Annotated in this window: 12 protein-coding genes and 4 tRNA genes; 9 read left to right on the top strand and 7 right to left on the bottom strand. The window is 59.4% G+C overall.

What is annotated here, in order from left to right:
• Positions 1-958: 958 nt before the first annotated feature.
• A complete protein-coding gene (locus ACQ4MY_RS15400; RefSeq protein ID WP_440095720.1) occupies positions 959-1,282 on the top strand; it encodes a sel1 repeat family protein in 324 nt (107 codons plus the stop codon).
• Between the two features lie 199 nt (positions 1,283-1,481).
• Here ACQ4MY_RS15400 and ACQ4MY_RS15395 read toward each other — a convergent pair whose 3' ends face one another.
• On the bottom strand, positions 1,482-4,952 hold the full coding sequence (locus ACQ4MY_RS15395; protein ID WP_440095719.1) for a hybrid sensor histidine kinase/response regulator: 3,471 nt from the start codon (positions 4,950-4,952) through the stop codon (positions 1,482-1,484).
• Between the two features lie 224 nt (positions 4,953-5,176).
• On the bottom strand, positions 5,177-5,719 hold the full coding sequence (locus ACQ4MY_RS15390; protein ID WP_440095718.1) for a TetR/AcrR family transcriptional regulator C-terminal ligand-binding domain-containing protein: 543 nt from the start codon (positions 5,717-5,719) through the stop codon (positions 5,177-5,179).
• 91 nt (positions 5,720-5,810) lie between these two features.
• On the opposite strand from ACQ4MY_RS15390, the gene ACQ4MY_RS15385 reads away from it, so the two are divergent.
• The 4 genes from ACQ4MY_RS15385 to ACQ4MY_RS15370 all read left to right on the top strand — a co-directional run bounded on the left by ACQ4MY_RS15385 (position 5,811) and on the right by ACQ4MY_RS15370 (position 10,605).
• A complete protein-coding gene (locus tag ACQ4MY_RS15385; RefSeq protein WP_440095716.1) occupies positions 5,811-6,998 on the top strand; it encodes an MFS transporter in 1,188 nt (395 codons plus the stop codon).
• Between the two features lie 51 nt (positions 6,999-7,049).
• Positions 7,050-7,361, top strand: coding sequence for a cupin domain-containing protein (locus ACQ4MY_RS15380; protein ID WP_008077897.1), 312 nt, complete (start codon positions 7,050-7,052; stop codon positions 7,359-7,361).
• Between the two features lie 105 nt (positions 7,362-7,466).
• The gene (locus ACQ4MY_RS15375; protein ID WP_440095715.1) at positions 7,467-8,618 is read left to right on the top strand and encodes a TDT family transporter; all 1,152 of its coding nucleotides are present in this window, start codon (positions 7,467-7,469) and stop codon (positions 8,616-8,618) included.
• 112 nt (positions 8,619-8,730) lie between these two features.
• Positions 8,731-10,605, top strand: a complete 1,875-nt coding sequence (locus ACQ4MY_RS15370) for an MFS transporter (protein WP_440095713.1) — start codon at positions 8,731-8,733, stop codon at positions 10,603-10,605.
• 122 nt (positions 10,606-10,727) lie between these two features.
• Here the strand turns inward: ACQ4MY_RS15370 and sugE are convergent, their stop codons facing one another.
• The 3 genes from sugE to rdgC all read right to left on the bottom strand — a co-directional run bounded on the left by sugE (position 10,728) and on the right by rdgC (position 13,208).
• A complete protein-coding gene (sugE, locus tag ACQ4MY_RS15365; RefSeq protein WP_008077894.1) occupies positions 10,728-11,042 on the bottom strand; it encodes a quaternary ammonium compound efflux SMR transporter SugE in 315 nt (104 codons plus the stop codon).
• 118 nt (positions 11,043-11,160) lie between these two features.
• Positions 11,161-12,126 (bottom strand): bile acid:sodium symporter family protein, encoded by a 966-nt coding sequence (locus ACQ4MY_RS15360; RefSeq protein WP_440095712.1) that lies wholly within the window; start codon positions 12,124-12,126, stop codon positions 11,161-11,163.
• A gap of 161 nt (positions 12,127-12,287) precedes the next feature.
• The gene (rdgC, locus tag ACQ4MY_RS15355; protein WP_007919763.1) at positions 12,288-13,208 is read right to left on the bottom strand and encodes a recombination-associated protein RdgC; all 921 of its coding nucleotides are present in this window, start codon (positions 13,206-13,208) and stop codon (positions 12,288-12,290) included.
• Between the two features lie 159 nt (positions 13,209-13,367).
• Here rdgC and ACQ4MY_RS15350 point away from each other — a divergent pair.
• The 4 genes from ACQ4MY_RS15350 (at position 13,368) to ACQ4MY_RS15335 (ending at position 13,911) form a co-directional block, all read left to right on the top strand.
• A tRNA-Val gene (locus ACQ4MY_RS15350) sits at positions 13,368-13,443 on the top strand.
• 19 nt (positions 13,444-13,462) lie between these two features.
• A tRNA-Asp gene (locus ACQ4MY_RS15345) sits at positions 13,463-13,539 on the top strand.
• A gap of 200 nt (positions 13,540-13,739) precedes the next feature.
• Positions 13,740-13,815 (top strand) — tRNA-Val (locus ACQ4MY_RS15340).
• A 19-nt stretch (positions 13,816-13,834) separates the two neighbouring features.
• Positions 13,835-13,911: transfer RNA gene (locus tag ACQ4MY_RS15335), tRNA-Asp, on the top strand.
• Positions 13,912-14,133: 222 nt separating this feature from the next.
• Here ACQ4MY_RS15335 and ACQ4MY_RS15330 read toward each other — a convergent pair.
• Together ACQ4MY_RS15330 and ACQ4MY_RS15325 are read right to left on the bottom strand one after the other, a co-directional pair.
• Complete coding sequence (locus ACQ4MY_RS15330) at positions 14,134-15,303, bottom strand: catalase family protein (RefSeq protein WP_440095711.1); 1,170 nt, start codon at positions 15,301-15,303, stop codon at positions 14,134-14,136.
• Positions 15,300-17,108 (bottom strand): di-heme-cytochrome C peroxidase, encoded by a 1,809-nt coding sequence (locus ACQ4MY_RS15325; RefSeq protein ID WP_440095710.1) that lies wholly within the window; start codon positions 17,106-17,108, stop codon positions 15,300-15,302. The genes ACQ4MY_RS15330 and ACQ4MY_RS15325 overlap by 4 nt, the downstream gene beginning before the upstream one ends.
• Positions 17,109-17,237: the final 129 nt, after the last annotated feature.

Raw genomic sequence — 17,237 nt, 5'->3', positions numbered from 1 at the left:
TTAGGTGTTCCTACAAATGACACGGATAAGAACCGTGCAACGTTAAAACGTTCCAGTGACGACGACCACCATTGGTCGAACGAAGAACCCGACTGGAACAAAGCAGCCAGTTTGAAGCGCTGATAAGTTGGCGCGCTTGGGCTGGCAGGTAGGTACTTAGGAGGGCAGGCAACACATCAAGGGCAAAGGTTCTGGGCCCGGGGTGAAGATCCTGATCAATTTGCAGGTTGGTTCGGTCAGAGTAAGTGGTCTTCGCAACACCCTTTGCATCATTCAAAGGCAGTGTCGTCGCAAGATTTACCTGGAAACCATCGAGGGGTCGCTCCCGCTTGTTCGGTAGGGGCTTCTTGGAAGAAGGCTGACCGTGGGGATGTGTTCGACCGGAATTGACTTTCAGCTTGGTACTAACGCCGCGGATAGTAACGGATCGAAATACACAAAGCAAACCCTGACTGAAAAAACATTCCATGAAGGGTAAACCCCTGTTTTCGTCAGTAACGGCTCGCCCCGTCCTGGCTCATTTTCTTGACCGTCGGTCGGTGCAGAAAATGTCATGAAGCCACGTCGCAGACCGGTTTATCCCCAGACTGACCGTCAAAATGACCCGAAAAAGCGCATCGATATAACCGGGTAACAGGTACTTGTGCACATTAGTTGCGCGAGCTGTAACGATACTGTCATACCAATCCTGACCCCGATGGCTGCCTGCATCGAAAGTTTAAGTCAATGAAAAACATCGCTTTTTTTTGTTGGTGAAAAAATCGTCAGTTTGACTGCGAGCCCCATTCCACAAGGCTTTGCGAGGGTTGAAGGGCGGTTGTCCACTGAGTTATCCACAGCTTCTGTGGATTGTCCCGAGCGCTTGCTCTAGCACGGGCGTGCCGGGTTGTTTTTCGACTTTACCTGTAAGAAAAAGAGAGTAGAGTGGCGCGCCTTCCGATCTGTCCCACAGTGCTTTATGAAGTTTCGCTCAGCATCAGACTCTGTTACCTCACAACACCCGCCTGTTACCCCGACCAAGCGCTTTTCCGTGCGTGTAGCTGAATGGCTGCTCGATAGCCCGCGCTTGAGTGACAGCCATAACGCCAAGCACCTCGCCGGACGCCTGCTCAAGCAGCCGGCACGCGAAGGCGTGGTCGTTGCGCAAAGCCGTCTCGGCCAACTGATGTGCCGTGAGTGCGGCAATGCCCGGGACCGGCGCATCGGTCACGATCTTTTGCGCCAGGCGGCCCGTGCGGGCGACGTGCGGGCGCAACAAGAGCTGGGTCTGATTGAAGACTGAGCTGTCCATGCTCTGAAGCCTTGGTTAACTTTCAGACTTCATCGGATCGGCCGGAATCGCTATGGCTTTGGACCAGGGCGCGGCAATCTAGTCAGTCGTAGCGAGCGGCTGAAATTGTTCGCAAGAGCAAAAGATCGCAGCCTTCGGCAGCTCCTACATGGATCGCGTGCAGGCGCTGCCGAAGGCTGCGATCTTTCATTTAAAGCGGCACATACCGACTCAACAGCGCCCGCAACGCCGCCGGTTTCACCGGTTTGGCCAGATAATCCAGCCCCGCCGCATGCACCTGCGCCACCATTTCCGGACGCCCGTCAGCACTGATCACCACCCCCGGCACCGGCTCGCCCAGCGTGGTGCGCAGCCACGCCATCAACTCGGTGCCGGTGTCACCGTGATCGAGGTGATAGTCGACCAGCGCCAATTGCGGACGTACGCCATCATTCAGCAACGCCGCGCATTCCTCGCGATTACGCGCCGTCCAGACCTGACAACCCCAGCGGCTCAACAGGCTGTTCATGCCGATCAGAATGCTGTCTTCGTTGTCGATGCACAGCACCCGTGCGCCACTCAATAACTTGCCATTCAGCTCGACGGCCGCAGTGACTGGCACAGTTTGCGTGCGGGCCAATGGCACGCTGACGCTGAACACGCTGCCACGCCCCGGCCATGAACGCACGCGCAAGGTGTGGCCGAGCACGCGACATAACCCATCGGCAATCGCCAGACCCAAACCGAGGCCTTTTTCGGCGCGGGTCTGGTGGCTGTCGAGGCGTTTGAACTCCTCGAAAATTACCTGCTGTTTGTCTTCAGGAATCCCCGGCCCGCGATCCCACACTTCCAGGCACAACTCGCCGCCACGCCGGCGCACACCCAGCAGCACCGGGCCTTTGGCGTAACGGAAGGCGTTGGTGAGGAAGTTTTGCAGAATCCGCCGCAGCAGTTTGATGTCGCTGTCGATGCGCAAATGACTGCCGCGCACCCGGAAAGTCAGACCTTGTTCCTGCGCCAGCGCCTTGAACTCGGCGCCGAGGGTGTCGAACAGTTCGTTGACTGCAAACGGCTTGCGGTCCGGGTTGATCTTGCCGTTTTCAAGTCGGGAAATGTCCAGCAGATCACTGATCAGGTCTTCGGCCGAACGCAGCGAACTGTCGAGGTGCTGCACCAGTTTCTGCGCCTCGCTGCTCAAGCCATCGTCCTGATGCGAGAGGGCGGCGGAGAACAGCCGCGCGGCGTTCAGCGGCTGCATCAAGTCATGGCTGACGGCGGCGAGGAAACGGGTTTTCGACTGGTTGGCCGCCTCGGCGGTGCCCTTGGCTTCGGTCAGCGCGACGTTGAGTTGCGACAGCTCTTGTGTGCGCTCGCTGACCCGTTGTTCGAGGCCTTCGTTGGCCTCGGTCAGCGCCTGTTCGGCTTCGCGGAACGCGGTGATGTCGGTAAAACTCATGACGAAACCACCGCCCGGCATCGGGTTGCCGATCAACTCGATCACCCGGCCGTTGGGGAACAGTCGTTCAGAGGTGTGCGCGCGGCCCTGACGCATCCAGTGCAGGCGGCGGGCAACGTGGACTTCGGCTTCGCCGGGGCCGCATAAACCGCGCTCGGCGTTGTAGCGAATGATGTCGGCAATCGGTCGGCCGACGCTGATCAAACCGTCGGGATAATTGAACAGCTCCAGATAGCGACGATTCCACGCCACCAGTTTCAGCGACTGGTCGACCACGCTGATGCCCTGGGTAATGTTCTCGATCGCACCTTGCAGCAAGGCACGGTTGAACTGCAGCACCTCCGAGGCTTCGTCGGCGATTCGGACGACATCCTCCAACTGCATTTCCCGACCTTCGATGGCGGCTTTTACCACGGCGCGCGTCGAAGAAGCACCGAGCACACCGGCCAGCAACCGCTCGGTGTGGGCGATCCATTCGCTGTCGGCGTTCTGGTTGGGGTTGAAGCCTTTGCCCTGACGGTAAGCGAAGCGGATAAAGCTCTGGCGCGCACGTTCTTCACCGACAAAGCGTGCCGCCAGTTGCAGCAAGTCATCGATTTGCACCGCCAGCATCGAGCGTGCACTCGGCCGCGCGCTGATCTCCTGACCGATGAAACGCCCCGCCTGCCAATGCTCCGACACCCGCGTACGCGACAGCACCGAAACCCAGGCGAACAAGGTGAAGTTACCGGCCAGCGACAGCACCACGCCTTGGGTCAGCGGGGTGATCGGCAGGTTCAGCGGATTGCTGTGCAGCCACGCCAGCCCCGGGAAACTGCTCAGCGACCAGCCGAGACTGTGCGCCGCAATCGGCAGAATCAGGGTGTAGAACCACAGGAACGTACCGGCGGCGAGGCCGGCAAACACGCCGCGGCGGTTGGCCTGTTTCCAGTACAGCGCGCCGAGCATGGCGGGCGCCAGTTGGGTCACCGCGGCAAAGGCAATCTGGCCGATGGTTGCCAGGCTCGCCGTCGAGCCCAGCAGGCGATAGCTGACGTATGCCAGCAACAGAATCAGCACGATGCTGACGCGACGCACCGAGAGCATCCACTGGCGGAACACTTCGAAGGGGCGCTCGGCGTTGTTACGTCGCAACAGCCATGGCAACAGCATGTCGTTGGAGACCATGGTCGACAGCGCCACGCTGGCGACGATAACCATGCCGGTCGCCGCCGACGCGCCACCGATAAACGCCAGCATCGCCAGCGCCGGATGCGCCTGCGCCAGTGGCAGGCTGATCACGAAGGAGTCCGGCAGCACGTCGCTTGGCAGCAGCATCTGACCGGCGAGCGCGATCGGCACGACAAACAGCGCGGCCAGGGCGAGATAAGCCGGGAACACCCACTTGGCCAGACGCAGATCCTGCGGGTCGATGTTCTCCACCACTGTGACGTGGAACTGCCGAGGCAGGCAGATAATCGCCATCATCGCCACGCCGGTCTGCACCACCATTGACGGCCAGTTGATGGTTTCCTTCCAGTATTCCTCAAGGCGCGGGGCGAGCATTGCCTGGTTGAACAGGTCATCGAAACCGTCGTACAGACCGAAAGTGACAAAGGCGCCGACGGCGAGGAAGGCGAACAGCTTGACCAGCGATTCGAAGGCAATCGCCAACACCATGCCACGGTGGTGTTCGGTGGCGTCGAGGTTGCGCGTACCGAAGACGATGGTGAACAGCGCCAGCACCAGCGACACGATCAGCGCCGTGTCCTGGGCGCGGGTGCCCATGGCGTCGGCACCGGCGCCGATCAACAGGTTTACGCCGAGAACGATGCCTTTGAGTTGCAGGGCGATGTAGGGGAGGACGCCGACCAGGCAGATCAGCGCGACGACCACCGCCAGCGATTGCGATTTGCCGTAACGCGCGGCGATAAAGTCGGCGATGGAGGTGATGTTCTCCTGCTTGCTGATCATCACCATTTTCTGCAGTACCCACGGCGCGCCGAGCAGCAGCAGGATCGGCCCGAGGTAGATCGGCAGGAATGACCACAGTTGTTCGGCAGCCTGGCCGACCGCGCCGAAGAATGTCCAACTGGTGCAGTAAACCGCCAGCGACAGGCTGTACACCCAGGCACGCATGCGCGGCGGCAAGGGCGCGCTGCGACGGTCGCCGTAGAAGGCGATGGCGAACATGATGGCCATATAGGCCAGGGCGACGGCGGCGATCAGCCCGGTGGACAACGACATGCAACACTCCCGACAGAAGACTCCCCGGCAGTCCTGCCCGGGCGGACAGTCTCGCATGCGCGGGGCGGTTAGTCAGTGTCGACCAAGGTCGTGGCGCGGCGGGGTGTCGCAGGGTGGTGCTCGAGCAAAACCCTGTAGGAGCTGCGGCACGCTGCGATCTTTTGATCTTGATTTCAAAGATCAAAAGATCGCAGCGTGCCGCAGCTCCTACATGGAAATCGGGGTCAGTTCTGCTGCAATGCGATATCAATCAACCTGTGCAGTTCTTCCACCTCCAGCGCCGCCGCCGAAAACAGAATCCGGAACACCACCGGCGCGACCACCAGATTGATCAGCCGATCAGCACTCGGCGCCACTTCATCGGGATGCCGCGCAATGATCGTCTGCAACTGCGCGCCAATAATCGTCACGCAATACCCCGGCGTCGCACTCGCCTGGACGTCGCGCATCATGTTGCGCCCGGGCTCGGAACTCATCTCATCGAGATACTGCTCGGCCCACGCGCGGATATCGCTGCGCAGGCTGCCGGTTTCTGCCGGCGCGCTGTCGGGGCGCATGCGGGCGAGGGCGACGTCGGCCAGCAACGCCGCCAGATCACCCCAGCGCCGATAAATCGTCGACGGCGTCACCCCGGCGCGGGCCGCGATTTGCGGGACGGTCACGGTGGAACGCTCCTGTTCTTGCAGAAGCGCGTGGACTGCCGAATGAATCGACTCTTGTACCCGGGCACTGCGGCCACCGGGGCGTAAACCTTCTTTAATAGCCATGCGGCAGACCTTAACACAAAGAATTTGCTTTAAGCGCGAGGCGGTAGCACACTCCGCAAAAGCAAAAAATTAGCTTTTGCGGAGTGTGCCCATGACCAGCCTTGCTTCCCATCGATCCAGCCTGTGGTTTCTGGCGATCACCTTACTGAGTTTTCTCGCAGCGTCCACGGCGCCGACGCCGCTCTATCATCTCTATCAGGATCAACTGCACTTCTCCTCGGCGGTGCTGACGCTGATCTTCGGTGTCTATGCGCTGAGTCTGTTGGCGGCGTTATTAACAGTGGGGTCGCTGTCTGACCATCTGGGGCGCAAACCGGTGATCTTCAGCGCGGTGCTGCTCAATGCGCTGGCGATGCTGCTGTTCATCTATGCCGACAGCGTGGCATGGCTGATCAGCGCGCGTGTCTTGCAAGGTTTCGCCACCGGCATGGCCACCGCCGTGTTAAGCGCGACGTTGCTTGACACCGACCGGCAGCAGGGGCCGTTGATCAACAGTGTGGCGCCGTTGTTGGGAATGGCGCTGGGCGGCATGGGCTGTGGCTTGCTCGCCGAGTTCGCCCCGGCACCGTTGCAACTGACCTATTGGTTGCTGCTCGGATTGTTTGTGTTGCAGGGGATTTACGTCTGGCGTCTGCCGGAAAGCGTCACGCCGCAAGCTGGCGCCTGGGCATCGCTGCGGCCGACCCTGCATGTGCCGGTTCAGGCGCGCGCGACCTTGTGGAAAGTCCTGCCGTTGAACACTGCCACCTGGGCGTTGGGTGGTTTTTACGCGTCACTGGCGCCCTCGCTGGTGCGCACCGCCACCGGATCGACGTCGAACCTGATCGGCGGGGCGACGGTGGCGGCCTTGACCGTGACTGGCGCCCTGATGATCTTCACCTTGCGCAATCGCAGCGCCCGACGCTCGCTGCAACTGGGCGCGAGTTTGCTGCCGATCGGTCTGGTGCTGATTCTGCTGGGGGTGCACAGCGCCAGCCTGACGTTGTTCTTTGTTGGCACGCTGATCGCCGGTTGTGGTTTCGGCGCGGGTTTTCTCGGTGCGGTGCGCAGCCTGGTGCCGCTGGCCTTGCCCCATGAGCGGGCGGGGTTGATGTCGGCGTATTACGCACTCAGCTATCTGGCGTTTTGCTTGCCGGCATTGCTGGCCGGGTATCTGACGCGCAACGTGGGTTTGCTCACGACCACCGACGGCTACGGTGCCGTGTTGATCGTGCTGGCGATTGGCGCGCTGCTGCTCAGCCTGCGTCCAGCCACCGCCAAGGTGTGCAGCGCTCCATAAGCGTTGCGGTTTCGGTTAGCCTTGCTCAGCCTTCTCCTCACGGATCGATTCATGAAGATTATTCGCAGCAAGACCTTCACCGCTGACCGCGCCTGGGGCGCGCTGGACATCGCCAACATGAATGGCATCACCACGCGTCTGCACTGGACCGATCAGCCGTATAAATGGCACGTCAACGATGGCGAGGAAGTGTTCGTGGTACTCGACGGCCAAGTGCTGATGCACTACCGCGAGCAGGGCGAAGAAAAACAGGTGCAGATGGGCGTTGGCGACATCTTTCATGCCTCGATCGGCACCGAGCATGTCGCCCATCCGCAAGGCGTGGCGAGGATTCTGGTGATCGAGTCCGAGGGCAGCGTCTAGGCGCTTATTGGTAAAACAGATAACAGTTAGAGAAATTACCCGTTATATAGATATTCGATTCAGTTCTACCATGAACTCAACCTCACCCGAGGACAGGAGTTCATGATGATTTGCCCCAACAGCAGCAAACCCGGCATCAAGCCGCTCAGCCAGCTTCAGCACCCGCGTGAAGTGATCCGCCAATTCACGCCGAACTGGTTCGCCGCGACCATGGGTACCGGCGTGCTGGCGTTGGCCCTGGCGCAATTGCCAGTGGCAATCCCTGGCATGCACGTGGTGGCCGAAGGGCTGTGGTTGTTCAACATTCTGTTGTTCTGCCTGTTTACCGCGGCGTATGCCGCTCGGTGGATTTTGTTCTTCGATGAAGCCCGGCGGATTTTCGGGCACTCCACCGTGTCGATGTTCTTCGGCACCATTCCCATGGGCCTGGCCACGATCATCAATGGCTTTCTGCTGTTCGGCCTGCCGCGTTGGGGCAACGGGGTGATTCATCTCGCCGAAGTGCTGTGGTGGATTGATGTGGCCATGTCGCTGGCCTGCGGCGTATTGATTCCCTACATGATGTTTACTCGACAGGAACACAGCATCGACCAGATGACCGCCGTCTGGCTGCTGCCAGTGGTGGCGGCAGAAGTGGCGGCGGCCAGCGGTGGTTTGCTCGCGCCGCACCTGGCCGACGCCCACTCGCAACTGGTGGTGCTGACGACGAGCTACGTGCTCTGGGCCTTTTCCCTGCCGGTGGCGTTCAGCATTCTGACCATCCTGCTGCTGCGCATGGCGCTGCACAAACTGCCCCACGAAAACATGGCCGCCTCAAGCTGGCTGGCCCTCGGCCCGATCGGCACCGGCGCGCTGGGCATGTTGCTGCTGGGGGGTGATGCACCGGCAATCTTTGCTGCCAACGGTTTGCCGGGGGTCGGTGAAATCGCTGCGGGCCTGGGCCTGGTGGCCGGCATTACCTTGTGGGGCTTCGGCTTGTGGTGGATGTTGATGGCGCTGCTGATCACCGTGCGCTATCTGCGTGACGGCATCCCGTTCAACCTCGGCTGGTGGGGCTTCACTTTCCCGCTGGGCGTGTATTCGCTGGCCACGCTGAAACTGGCGAATGTTCTCAACCTGACGTTTTTCAGCGTGTTCGGCACCGTGCTGGTGACGTTGCTCGCGGTGATGTGGCTGATCGTCGGCAAACGCACCGTGCAAGGTGCTTGGCGCGGCGAGCTGTTTGTCTCGCCGTGCATCGCAGGTTTAAAGAAATAACCTGAAAAGTTTAGGTAAGGTGTGGCCTGAAACGCGGTTTGAGATTCCAATAAGCACTACCCAGGCCCTTTCCAAGCACAATCAGCTAAGCACAATCAGGGAAACACGGAAGATGAGTCACCCCTCACAGTTCAACCTGCTGCGCACTCGGCGCTTCCTGCCATTTTTCATCACGCAGTCGCTCGGTGCGTTTAACGACAACGTGTTTAAACAGTCGCTGATCCTGGCGATTCTTTATCGGCTGGCCATCGAGGGTGATCGTTCGATCTGGGTCAACCTGTGTGCGTTGCTGTTTATCCTGCCGTTTTTCCTGTTCTCGGCGCTGGCCGGACAATTCGGCGAAAAGTTCGCCAAGGACGCGTTGATCCGGGTCATCAAGCTTGCGGAGATCGCCATCATGGCGATCGGCTCCGTCGGTTTCCTCTTCGATCATCTGTCGTTGATGCTGGTGGCGCTCTTCGCCATGGGCACGCACTCGGCGCTGTTCGGGCCGGTGAAGTATTCGATCCTGCCGCAGGCATTGCGCGAGGATGAGCTGGTCGGTGGCAATGGTCTGGTGGAGATGGGCACGTTTCTGGCGATCCTCGCCGGCACCATCGGCGCCGGGGTCATCATGTCCTCCACGCACTATGCGCCGCTGGTTTCCGGCGCCATCGTCGGCATTGCAGTGCTCGGTTACCTGGCCAGTCGCAGCATTCCGCGCGCGGCAGCGGCGACCCCGGAAATGCGCCTGAACTGGAACATTTTCAGTCAATCCTGGGCCACGCTGAAACTTGGCCTGGGCCAGACGCCTGCAGTGTCGCGCTCGATTGTCGGCAACTCGTGGTTCTGGTTTGTCGGGGCGATTTACCTGACGCAGATCCCGGCGTATGCCAAGGAGTGGATGCACGGCGATGAAACCGTGGTCACCTTGATTCTGACGGTGTTCTCGGTGGGTATCGCCCTCGGTTCGATGCTCTGCGAGAAGCTTTCCGGGCGTAAGGTCGAGATCGGTCTGGTGCCGTTCGGCTCGTTCGGCCTGACGGTGTTCGGCTTGTTGCTGTGGTGGCATTCCGGCGGTATTCCGGACAGCGTCACTGGCCACAGCTGGACCGAAGTGCTGGGCTTTGTGCACACCTGGGCGGTGCTGATCGACATTCTCGGCCTCGGCATTTTCGGCGGCTTCTATATTGTGCCGCTGTACGCGCTGATCCAGTCGCGCACCGCTGAGAACGAGCGGGCGCGGGTGATTGCCGCCAACAACATTCTCAACGCACTGTTTATGGTGGTGTCGGCCATTGTTTCGATCGTGCTGTTGAGCGTGGTCAAACTGTCGATCCCGCAGCTGTTCCTGGTGGTCTCGCTGCTCAACATCGGCGTCAACGCCTACATCTTCAAGATCGTCCCCGAGTTCAGCATGCGTTTCATGATCTGGCTGCTCAGCCATTCCATGTACCGCGTCGAGCATCGCAACCTTGAAGCGATTCCTGATGAGGGCGCGGCGCTGCTGGTGTGCAACCACGTTTCCTTCGTCGATGCCTTGTTGATTGGCGGCGCGGTGCGTCGGCCGATTCGCTTTGTCATGTACTACAAAATCTACAATCTGCCGGTGCTGAACTTTATCTTTCGCACAGCGGGGACTATTCCTATCGCGGGGCGGCAGGAAGACATCCAGATCTACGAAAAGGCTTTCACCCGGATTGCTCAATACCTGAAGGACGGTGAGCTGGTGTGCATCTTCCCGGAAGGCAAGTTGACCGCAGATGGCGAGATCAATGAGTTCAAGGGTGGGCTGACGCGGATTCTCGAAGAGACGCCGGTGCCGGTGATTCCGCTGGCATTGCAGGGGCTGTGGGGGAGCTTCTTCAGCCGCGATCCGAACAAGGGCTTTTTCCACCGGTTGTGGTCGCGGGTGACGTTGGTGGCGGGCGCGCCGGTGGATGTTGGCGCGGCTGAGCCGGCGAAGTTGCAGGGGTTGGTCGGGGAGTTGCGCGGGGGCGTTAGATAGTCGCTGATTGTGTTGGCCTCATCGCTGGCAAGCCAGCTCCCACAGTGATCTTCAGTGGACACCTTATTTGTGTACACCAAAGAACCTGTGGGAGCTGGCTTGCCAGCGATGGGGACAGAGGCCTAGGCGCTGACCTTAAGCCCGATCAACCCGGTAATGATCAACGCCACACTGGCCAGCCGAATCAACGCCATCGACTCGCCAAACAGGATGATCCCGGCAATCACCGTGCCCACGGCACCGACGCCGGTCCAGATCGCATACGCCGTGCCCAATGGCAATTCCTTCATCGCAAGGCCAAGCAAGCCAAGGCTGATGGCCATGGCCGCAACGGTCAATGCAGTAGGAAGTGGACGGCTGAAACCGTCGGTGTATTTCAGGCCGACGGCCCAGCCGACTTCAAACAGGCCGGCGAAAAACAGAATGATCCAGGACATGAAAGACCTCCATCGATTGACGGGGTCGTCCCCAGATTAATGACTCGATCGAGCCGCAGGGTCGTCCCCGCGTTGCGCAACAGTTTGACCAGCATTAATCCGGGGATCAAGTTTGCCCTCAGTCGGCGGCTTGTTGCGCCAGCGCTTCGCGGTCTTCCTTTTCACTCATGCGGCGGAAGTACGTCGAGAGCAACGCTCCGGAAATGTTGTGCCAGACGCTGAACAGCGCACTCGGCACTGCCGCCAATGGCGAGAAATGCGCACTGGCCAACGCGGCGCCCAATCCCGAATTCTGCATGCCGACTTCCAGCGCCAGCGATTTGCGCTGAGCCAATGGCAGTTTGAACAGCCGGCCGGTGAAGTAACCCAGCAGATAACCGAAGCTGTTGTGCAGCATCACCACGGCCATGATCAACAGGCCGGATTCGGCGATTTTTGCTTGGCTGGCCGCGACCACAGCGGTCACGATAATCACGATGCTGACCACCGACACCAGCGGCAACACGTCCACGGCATGACGAACCTTGTCGCCGAGCAGGCGTTGGGCAACCACGCCGAGAATGATCGGCAGCAGCACCACTTGCAGGATCGACCAGAACAGCTCCATGAACGACACCGGCAACCATGCCGAAGCCAGCAGCCAGATCAGCGCCGGGGTTAGCAGCGGAGCGAGGAGGGTGGTGACGGCTGCGATGGCCACCGACAACGCCAGATCGCCGCGCGCCAGCCAAGTCATCACGTTGGAGGAGGTGCCGCTTGGGCAGCAGCCGACCAGAATTACCCCGACGGCGATTTCCGGCGGCAGGTGAAACACCTGGCAAAGCAACCACGCTACACCGGGCATGATCACGAAATGGGCAACCACGCCCAGCGCCACACGCCATGGATGGCGGGCAACGGCAGCGAAGTCGTCGAGTTTGAGGGTCAGGCCCATACCGAACATCACCAGCCCGAGCAGCGGCACGATCGCGCTTTTCAGGCCGAGGAACCATGCCGGTTGCAAGAACGCGATGACCGCGAAAATCAGAACCCAGTAAGCGAAGGTATTGCCGACAAAGCGGCTGAGTGCAGCCAGTGCGCGCATGGCTTGTTCCTTATTATTGGTTACACTAAAAAACACTGTGGGAGCTGGCTTGCCAGCGATGGCGGCGTGTCAGACTCCATATAAGCCATCTGTAACACCGCTATCGCTGGCAAGCCAGCTCCCACATTTGAACCGGTTCCTTCATCAGGAACTGGTTGGCGTTAGATCCCCTGCGGAGTCTCTTCGCCACCCAACGCTTCCACCAGCGCCGGCAGGAAGTCGCCGAACGTCAGCATCATCAGGGTGAAGCTGGCATCCAGTTGCCCCAACGCTTCATCGCCGCCGTCCTGTTCCGCCTGATCCTGCAACAGATCTTCGAACTTCAGGCGCTTGACGGTCATCTTGTCATCAAGCATGAACGACAGCTTGTCCTGCCAGGCCAGCGACAATTGAGTCACGACTTTGCCGGTGCTCAGGTGCAGCTGGATTTCTTCGCTGGTCAGGTCCTGACGCTTGCAACGCACAATACCGCCGTCTTCGTGGGTGTCGCGCAGTTCGCACTCGTCCAGTACATAGAAGTCGTCGGCGGCTTTTTGCGTGGTGACCCATTCGGTCATGGTCGCGGTTGGCGACATTTTCACGGTCAGCGGGCGGACGGGCAGGGTGCCGATCACTTCGCGCAGGGTCGACAGCAGGTCTTCGGCACGTTTCGGGCTGGCCGAATTGACCAGGATCAGGCCCTGTTTCGGCGCGATGGCGGCGAAAGTCGACGAGCGACGGATAAACGCGCGCGGCAGGAACGCCTGGATGATTTCATCCTTGATCTGATCGCGTTCCTTCTTATAGACCTTGCGCATCTGCTCGGCTTCGATCTCTTCGACCTTTTCCTTTACGGCGTCACGTACGACGCTGCCCGGCAGGATGCGTTCTTCTTTGCGCGCGGAAATCAGCAGGAAGTCACCGCTGACATGCACCAGTGGAGCATCTTCGCCTTTGCCGAACGGCGCGACGAAACCGTAGGTGGTCAACTCCTGGCTTGCACATGGACGCGCCAGTTTGGTGGCCAGTGCAGTTTCCAGCGCCTCGGCATCGACAGGCAGGTCTTGGGTCAGGCGATAGATAAGCAGGTTTTTGAACCACATGGGGTGAGTCTCTCCTTTATACAAAGGGGGGCATTATTGTCTTCGCCGTCTAATAGGCCAACCCTTCTCTAAGCCTTTGGAAGGCCTGAGAAAATTATTTAAAAAAGTGCTTGCCAGAGGTTGGGTCGCTCCGTAGAATGCGCGCCACACCGAAGCGAAGGGTGATTAGCTCAGCTGGGAGAGCGTCTGCCTTACAAGCAGAATGTCGGCGGTTCGATCCCGTCATCACCCACCATTCGTTTCAAGTGTTTAGCGCAGCGGTAGTTCAGTCGGTTAGAATACCGGCCTGTCACGCCGGGGGTCGCGGGTTCGAGTCCCGTCCGCTGCGCCATATTCGGTAACCTGGACCACTGAACGCCAGGTCACCACGGAAAAACCCGCCAAAGCGGGTTTTTTTCTGCCTCAAGGTTTGTACAGTTGTACCCGCGGGATGTGTCGTTTTACCGGTTTTCGGATTTATTTGAAAAAAACTTCAATTAAATCAACACTTTACGAAAACTTGTGGCATAATGCGTCCCGTAACGAAGCGAAGGGTGATTAGCTCAGCTGGGAGAGCGTCTGCCTTACAAGCAGAATGTCGGCGGTTCGATCCCGTCATCACCCACCATTCGTTTCAAGCGTTTCGCGCAGCGGTAGTTCAGTCGGTTAGAATACCGGCCTGTCACGCCGGGGGTCGCGGGTTCGAGTCCCGTCCGCTGCGCCATATTCGGAATCTGGAACACTGAACGCCAGAGTCCACAGAAAGCCCGCCTAGTGCGGGCTTTTTGCTGTCTGGAGTTTATGAAATCTCAGATTTGATGCTGACCTGTGGCGAGGGGATTTATCCCCGTTGGCCTGCGCAGCAGGCCCAGATTTTAAAAGTGGGGGGCCGCTTCGCAGCCCAACGGGGATAAATCCCCTCGCCACAGGTTATGTGCATATTTTTTTAGTGCGCGGCATTCTGGCTGTGGCGATAGTCGCTCACCGCTTCATACACCGCTTTACGCAGACGATTGATCCCGCCAATCGGCCGATGCGCCTCGATACCAAACCACGGATTGAACGACAGGTTGTCGCACGCCAGATTCAGCGCCGGCGTATCGAAGTCCTGAGGCGGCAAAGTGATCCGCGCCACGGTTTCGAATGGCGAGTCTTCCTCACGCCATTCAATACTGGTGTCCTCGATCGGCATGTACTTGTGCGCATCCTGGCGCTGAATCTGCAGGACAAAACACGCCGGTACCCGATCCGCTGACAACTGCTGATTCAGAGCACTACGCAGAAAATTCGGCAGATCGTGATTCTGGTTGGGCAACGTGTAGGCCGGGCAATTCTGCGGATCCGGCGTCACCCGGAATTTCGCGTTGGCTTCACCGAATTTGTACGGCGATACCGAAAAGTAAGTGGTCTGCGTCGGGCTGTCCGGCGGTGGTGCCAGCGTTGCCAGCGCAATAAACAAATGGCGGATCTGCCAGGTGCGCGGATCCCACCCCGGAAAAAACGCCGTGACCTTCTTTCCGTCAGCCTGCGCCGCCACATTCTGACGATACTCGGCGACATCGCTGACAAAGAAGTTCGCATGGCTGAACATCACGAAATCCTGTTCGCGGCGTTCCCGGCGATCCCCCAGCAACTGTTTACCCGGCACATCCAGCAATTTGATCGCCATGCCCCGAGCGTCGCGGATGCTGTCAAATTGCGGATAAGCGTTGCCATTCGATAGGCGAATCATCGCCTGCCAGGTTTTCCCCGGCTCACTGAACACGCCTTGGCGCAGCGATTGCGCGAGGTCCGGCAGCACGCGTACCTCAGCCCTCACACAACCATGCGCCTTGGCGTGTGCGTCGCGTAAATAACGCGTGCCTTCACGATGCTGATCGACGATGCGCACGGCGGTCTGGGTCACATCTTGCGTCATTGCCGCCTCACCGGGCGGAATCTGCTCCAGCGCCGAAACCGGGCCGCGGTCATGCCAGGCAAACCAGGCCGTAGCGATCGCCCAGCCAAGCAGGCCAATGATGAGCAGGATCAACAAGGTTTTGCCCAGCAAGCGCCCCAGCCACAACCAGATCCGGGCGAGCAAAGGCAGTTCTTTCTTGAATGTCGGCAGGATCATGGCAATTGCGCCTCCAGCGGGCCGCCCAGCACTTTCAGGTATTCGAGCAGCGCCCAGCGTTCTTCCGGCTGCAGCAGTCTGCCGATCACCCCGTTGCCACGCTCGCCGGCACGGAATTCATGTCCGCTGTTGTGGTTGCCGCTGATGCGCGTATCGAACAGAAAACCATTGGTAAATGCCTCGGTGCGATAGCCCAGATGCCGAGGGTCGTATTCGAAGTTGCCTTTATAGAAGGTGGTCGCGCGTTCATCCTGGGGCGAGAGCAATTGATAAAGGCTCGGCACCGACCCGTTGTGCAAAAACGGCGCGGTCGCCCAAATGCCCGCCAATGGCCGGGCTTTGTAAGCGACTTTTTCGCGAACGCCGATGGGCAAACCGAATCCGTCGAGGCCAGGCTTTTCCTGCGGTGTGACTTTGGCTTCGCGATAGGCGCGGTTTTCGACGAATGCGGTGACATACGCCAGGCCTTTAGCGACCGATAATTGGCTGAGATCCAGCGGTTCCTTGGGCGTTGGATGCAACTTCACATCCATTTTTTCCAGTTCGTTCAAGTCCCATTGCAGCGCGGAGAGGTCGAAGCGGTGGCTGGCAATGTTGTTGGCCGCGTTAGGATCAGTGCCAATAACGTCCAACGGCAGCATGTGCAAATGTTGCACCCAGCGTCCGCCTTCCTCGGTTTTGCGCGGCACGTGGCAGCCCGCGCAGTTCTCGGCGAACAACGTGCGACCTTTGCTGGCTAACGTCTTGTCCACGGCGCCCAACACGTCTTCCGGCCACGCGGGTGGCTGAAGTTTTTGCAGGGTCTGCTCAATCGTGTGCAGATCACGCACGCGGACGCTGGAGGGATAACGTGCTTCGCCTTGCAGCGGTTGGCCATTGGCATCGAAGAAATTCAAGGTGGCGCCGACGCCCAGCGCCTCGCCGACATTGCGCGCCATTGGCTGCTGTGCCGAACCGTTCCACTGCACCCAGTCGAACGTCCACATGTTCCACAACTGCGGGTAATCCACTGGTGCGTTGGCCACGCGGTAGTTGGCGGGGGAGATCGCATCGCCAAACGTCGCGTTGGCAATTCGCCCGAACGCATCGGTCCGCCCAGGGCCTTCTTCGGTCGGGTAGAGGCCGCGATGGGTGTCGTTCCAGGCAACTTTGAGGAAAGTATCGAGCGATTGTTTGAAGTCGTTGCGCAGTTGTTGATGGCGCGCGTCGTATGCATCGCCCAGCACCTGGCGGGCGAAGCGTTCGAATTTCCATGGGTTGTAATAAGTCGAGGTCAGACTGGCGACCAAGGCCTGTCCGAAACTGCCGCCACGTAGTGTAGGAACGCTGGACGGCAACACATGCTGCGCTGTCCCGCCGTCGATGCGCACGGCCTGACCTTTGAAACGCAGTTCGCCGGCGTGGCAAGCGGCGCAAGTTATGTCCAGATATTGCTCGGAACTGCCGGGATTTTGATGCCGGGCAAAGCCCACAGGCAGGTTGCCGGGGTTGTTCGGCGTGGCTTTCTGTTGCGGATCAATCAGAAAGCCGAAACGTGCCAGGTAATCGGGCGCGGCGAAACGTTGCTCGGAGAAGGGCAGTTCCAGCGCCTGGAACCACTCATAGCGCAGACCTTTGACCTGAGTGCCTTGGGGGGTGAAATAGTAGGTCTGCCGTTCTGCTTCCGACCATTGGTTCAGGTAATGCACCTGTTCGGCGGGGGTATAGAAGGGCAGTTTCGGGTTGACGATGTAATACAGCACTACCGCCAGGACGATTCCCAGCAGTACGACGATCAAAGCCAGAACGCGGAATAAGAGGCGCAAGTTAAACATCCTTGTCGAATTGTTGCGCTGTTATGCCTGAGCCAGGCCTGATGCGGCAAGTGGCCATTACGTCAGATCGTGTACGAGGAAGATCAAGCTGCTGTCAGGGCAAGATGACAGAAGCTTCAT

Origin of the sequence: Pseudomonas sp. SM4, from assembly GCF_051913165.1 — a bacterium.
Lineage (GTDB): Bacteria > Pseudomonadota > Gammaproteobacteria > Pseudomonadales > Pseudomonadaceae > Aquipseudomonas.
Note: the sequence above shows the minus strand (reverse complement) of the source record. Positions and strands in the feature narration are given on the sequence as shown.

What these genes read in the sequence shown, in the direction of transcription:
- sugE (WP_008077894.1), bottom strand. Translation starts at nt 11,042, where the DNA reads ATGTCCTGGATCATTCTGTTTTTCGCCGGCCTGTTTGAAGTCGGCTGG.
- ACQ4MY_RS15330 (WP_440095711.1), bottom strand. Translation starts at nt 15,303, where the DNA reads ATGATCCTGCCGACATTCAAGAAAGAACTGCCTTTGCTCGCCCGGATC.
- ACQ4MY_RS15400 (WP_440095720.1), top strand. Translation starts at nt 959, where the DNA reads ATGAAGTTTCGCTCAGCATCAGACTCTGTTACCTCACAACACCCGCCT.
- ACQ4MY_RS15385 (WP_440095716.1), top strand. Translation starts at nt 5,811, where the DNA reads ATGACCAGCCTTGCTTCCCATCGATCCAGCCTGTGGTTTCTGGCGATC.
- ACQ4MY_RS15375 (WP_440095715.1), top strand. Translation starts at nt 7,467, where the DNA reads ATGATTTGCCCCAACAGCAGCAAACCCGGCATCAAGCCGCTCAGCCAG.
- ACQ4MY_RS15395 (WP_440095719.1), bottom strand. Translation starts at nt 4,952, where the DNA reads ATGTCGTTGTCCACCGGGCTGATCGCCGCCGTCGCCCTGGCCTATATG.
- rdgC (WP_007919763.1), bottom strand. Translation starts at nt 13,208, where the DNA reads ATGTGGTTCAAAAACCTGCTTATCTATCGCCTGACCCAAGACCTGCCT.
- ACQ4MY_RS15390 (WP_440095718.1), bottom strand. Translation starts at nt 5,719, where the DNA reads ATGGCTATTAAAGAAGGTTTACGCCCCGGTGGCCGCAGTGCCCGGGTA.
- ACQ4MY_RS15360 (WP_440095712.1), bottom strand. Translation starts at nt 12,126, where the DNA reads ATGCGCGCACTGGCTGCACTCAGCCGCTTTGTCGGCAATACCTTCGCT.
- ACQ4MY_RS15380 (WP_008077897.1), top strand. Translation starts at nt 7,050, where the DNA reads ATGAAGATTATTCGCAGCAAGACCTTCACCGCTGACCGCGCCTGGGGC.
- ACQ4MY_RS15370 (WP_440095713.1), top strand. Translation starts at nt 8,731, where the DNA reads ATGAGTCACCCCTCACAGTTCAACCTGCTGCGCACTCGGCGCTTCCTG.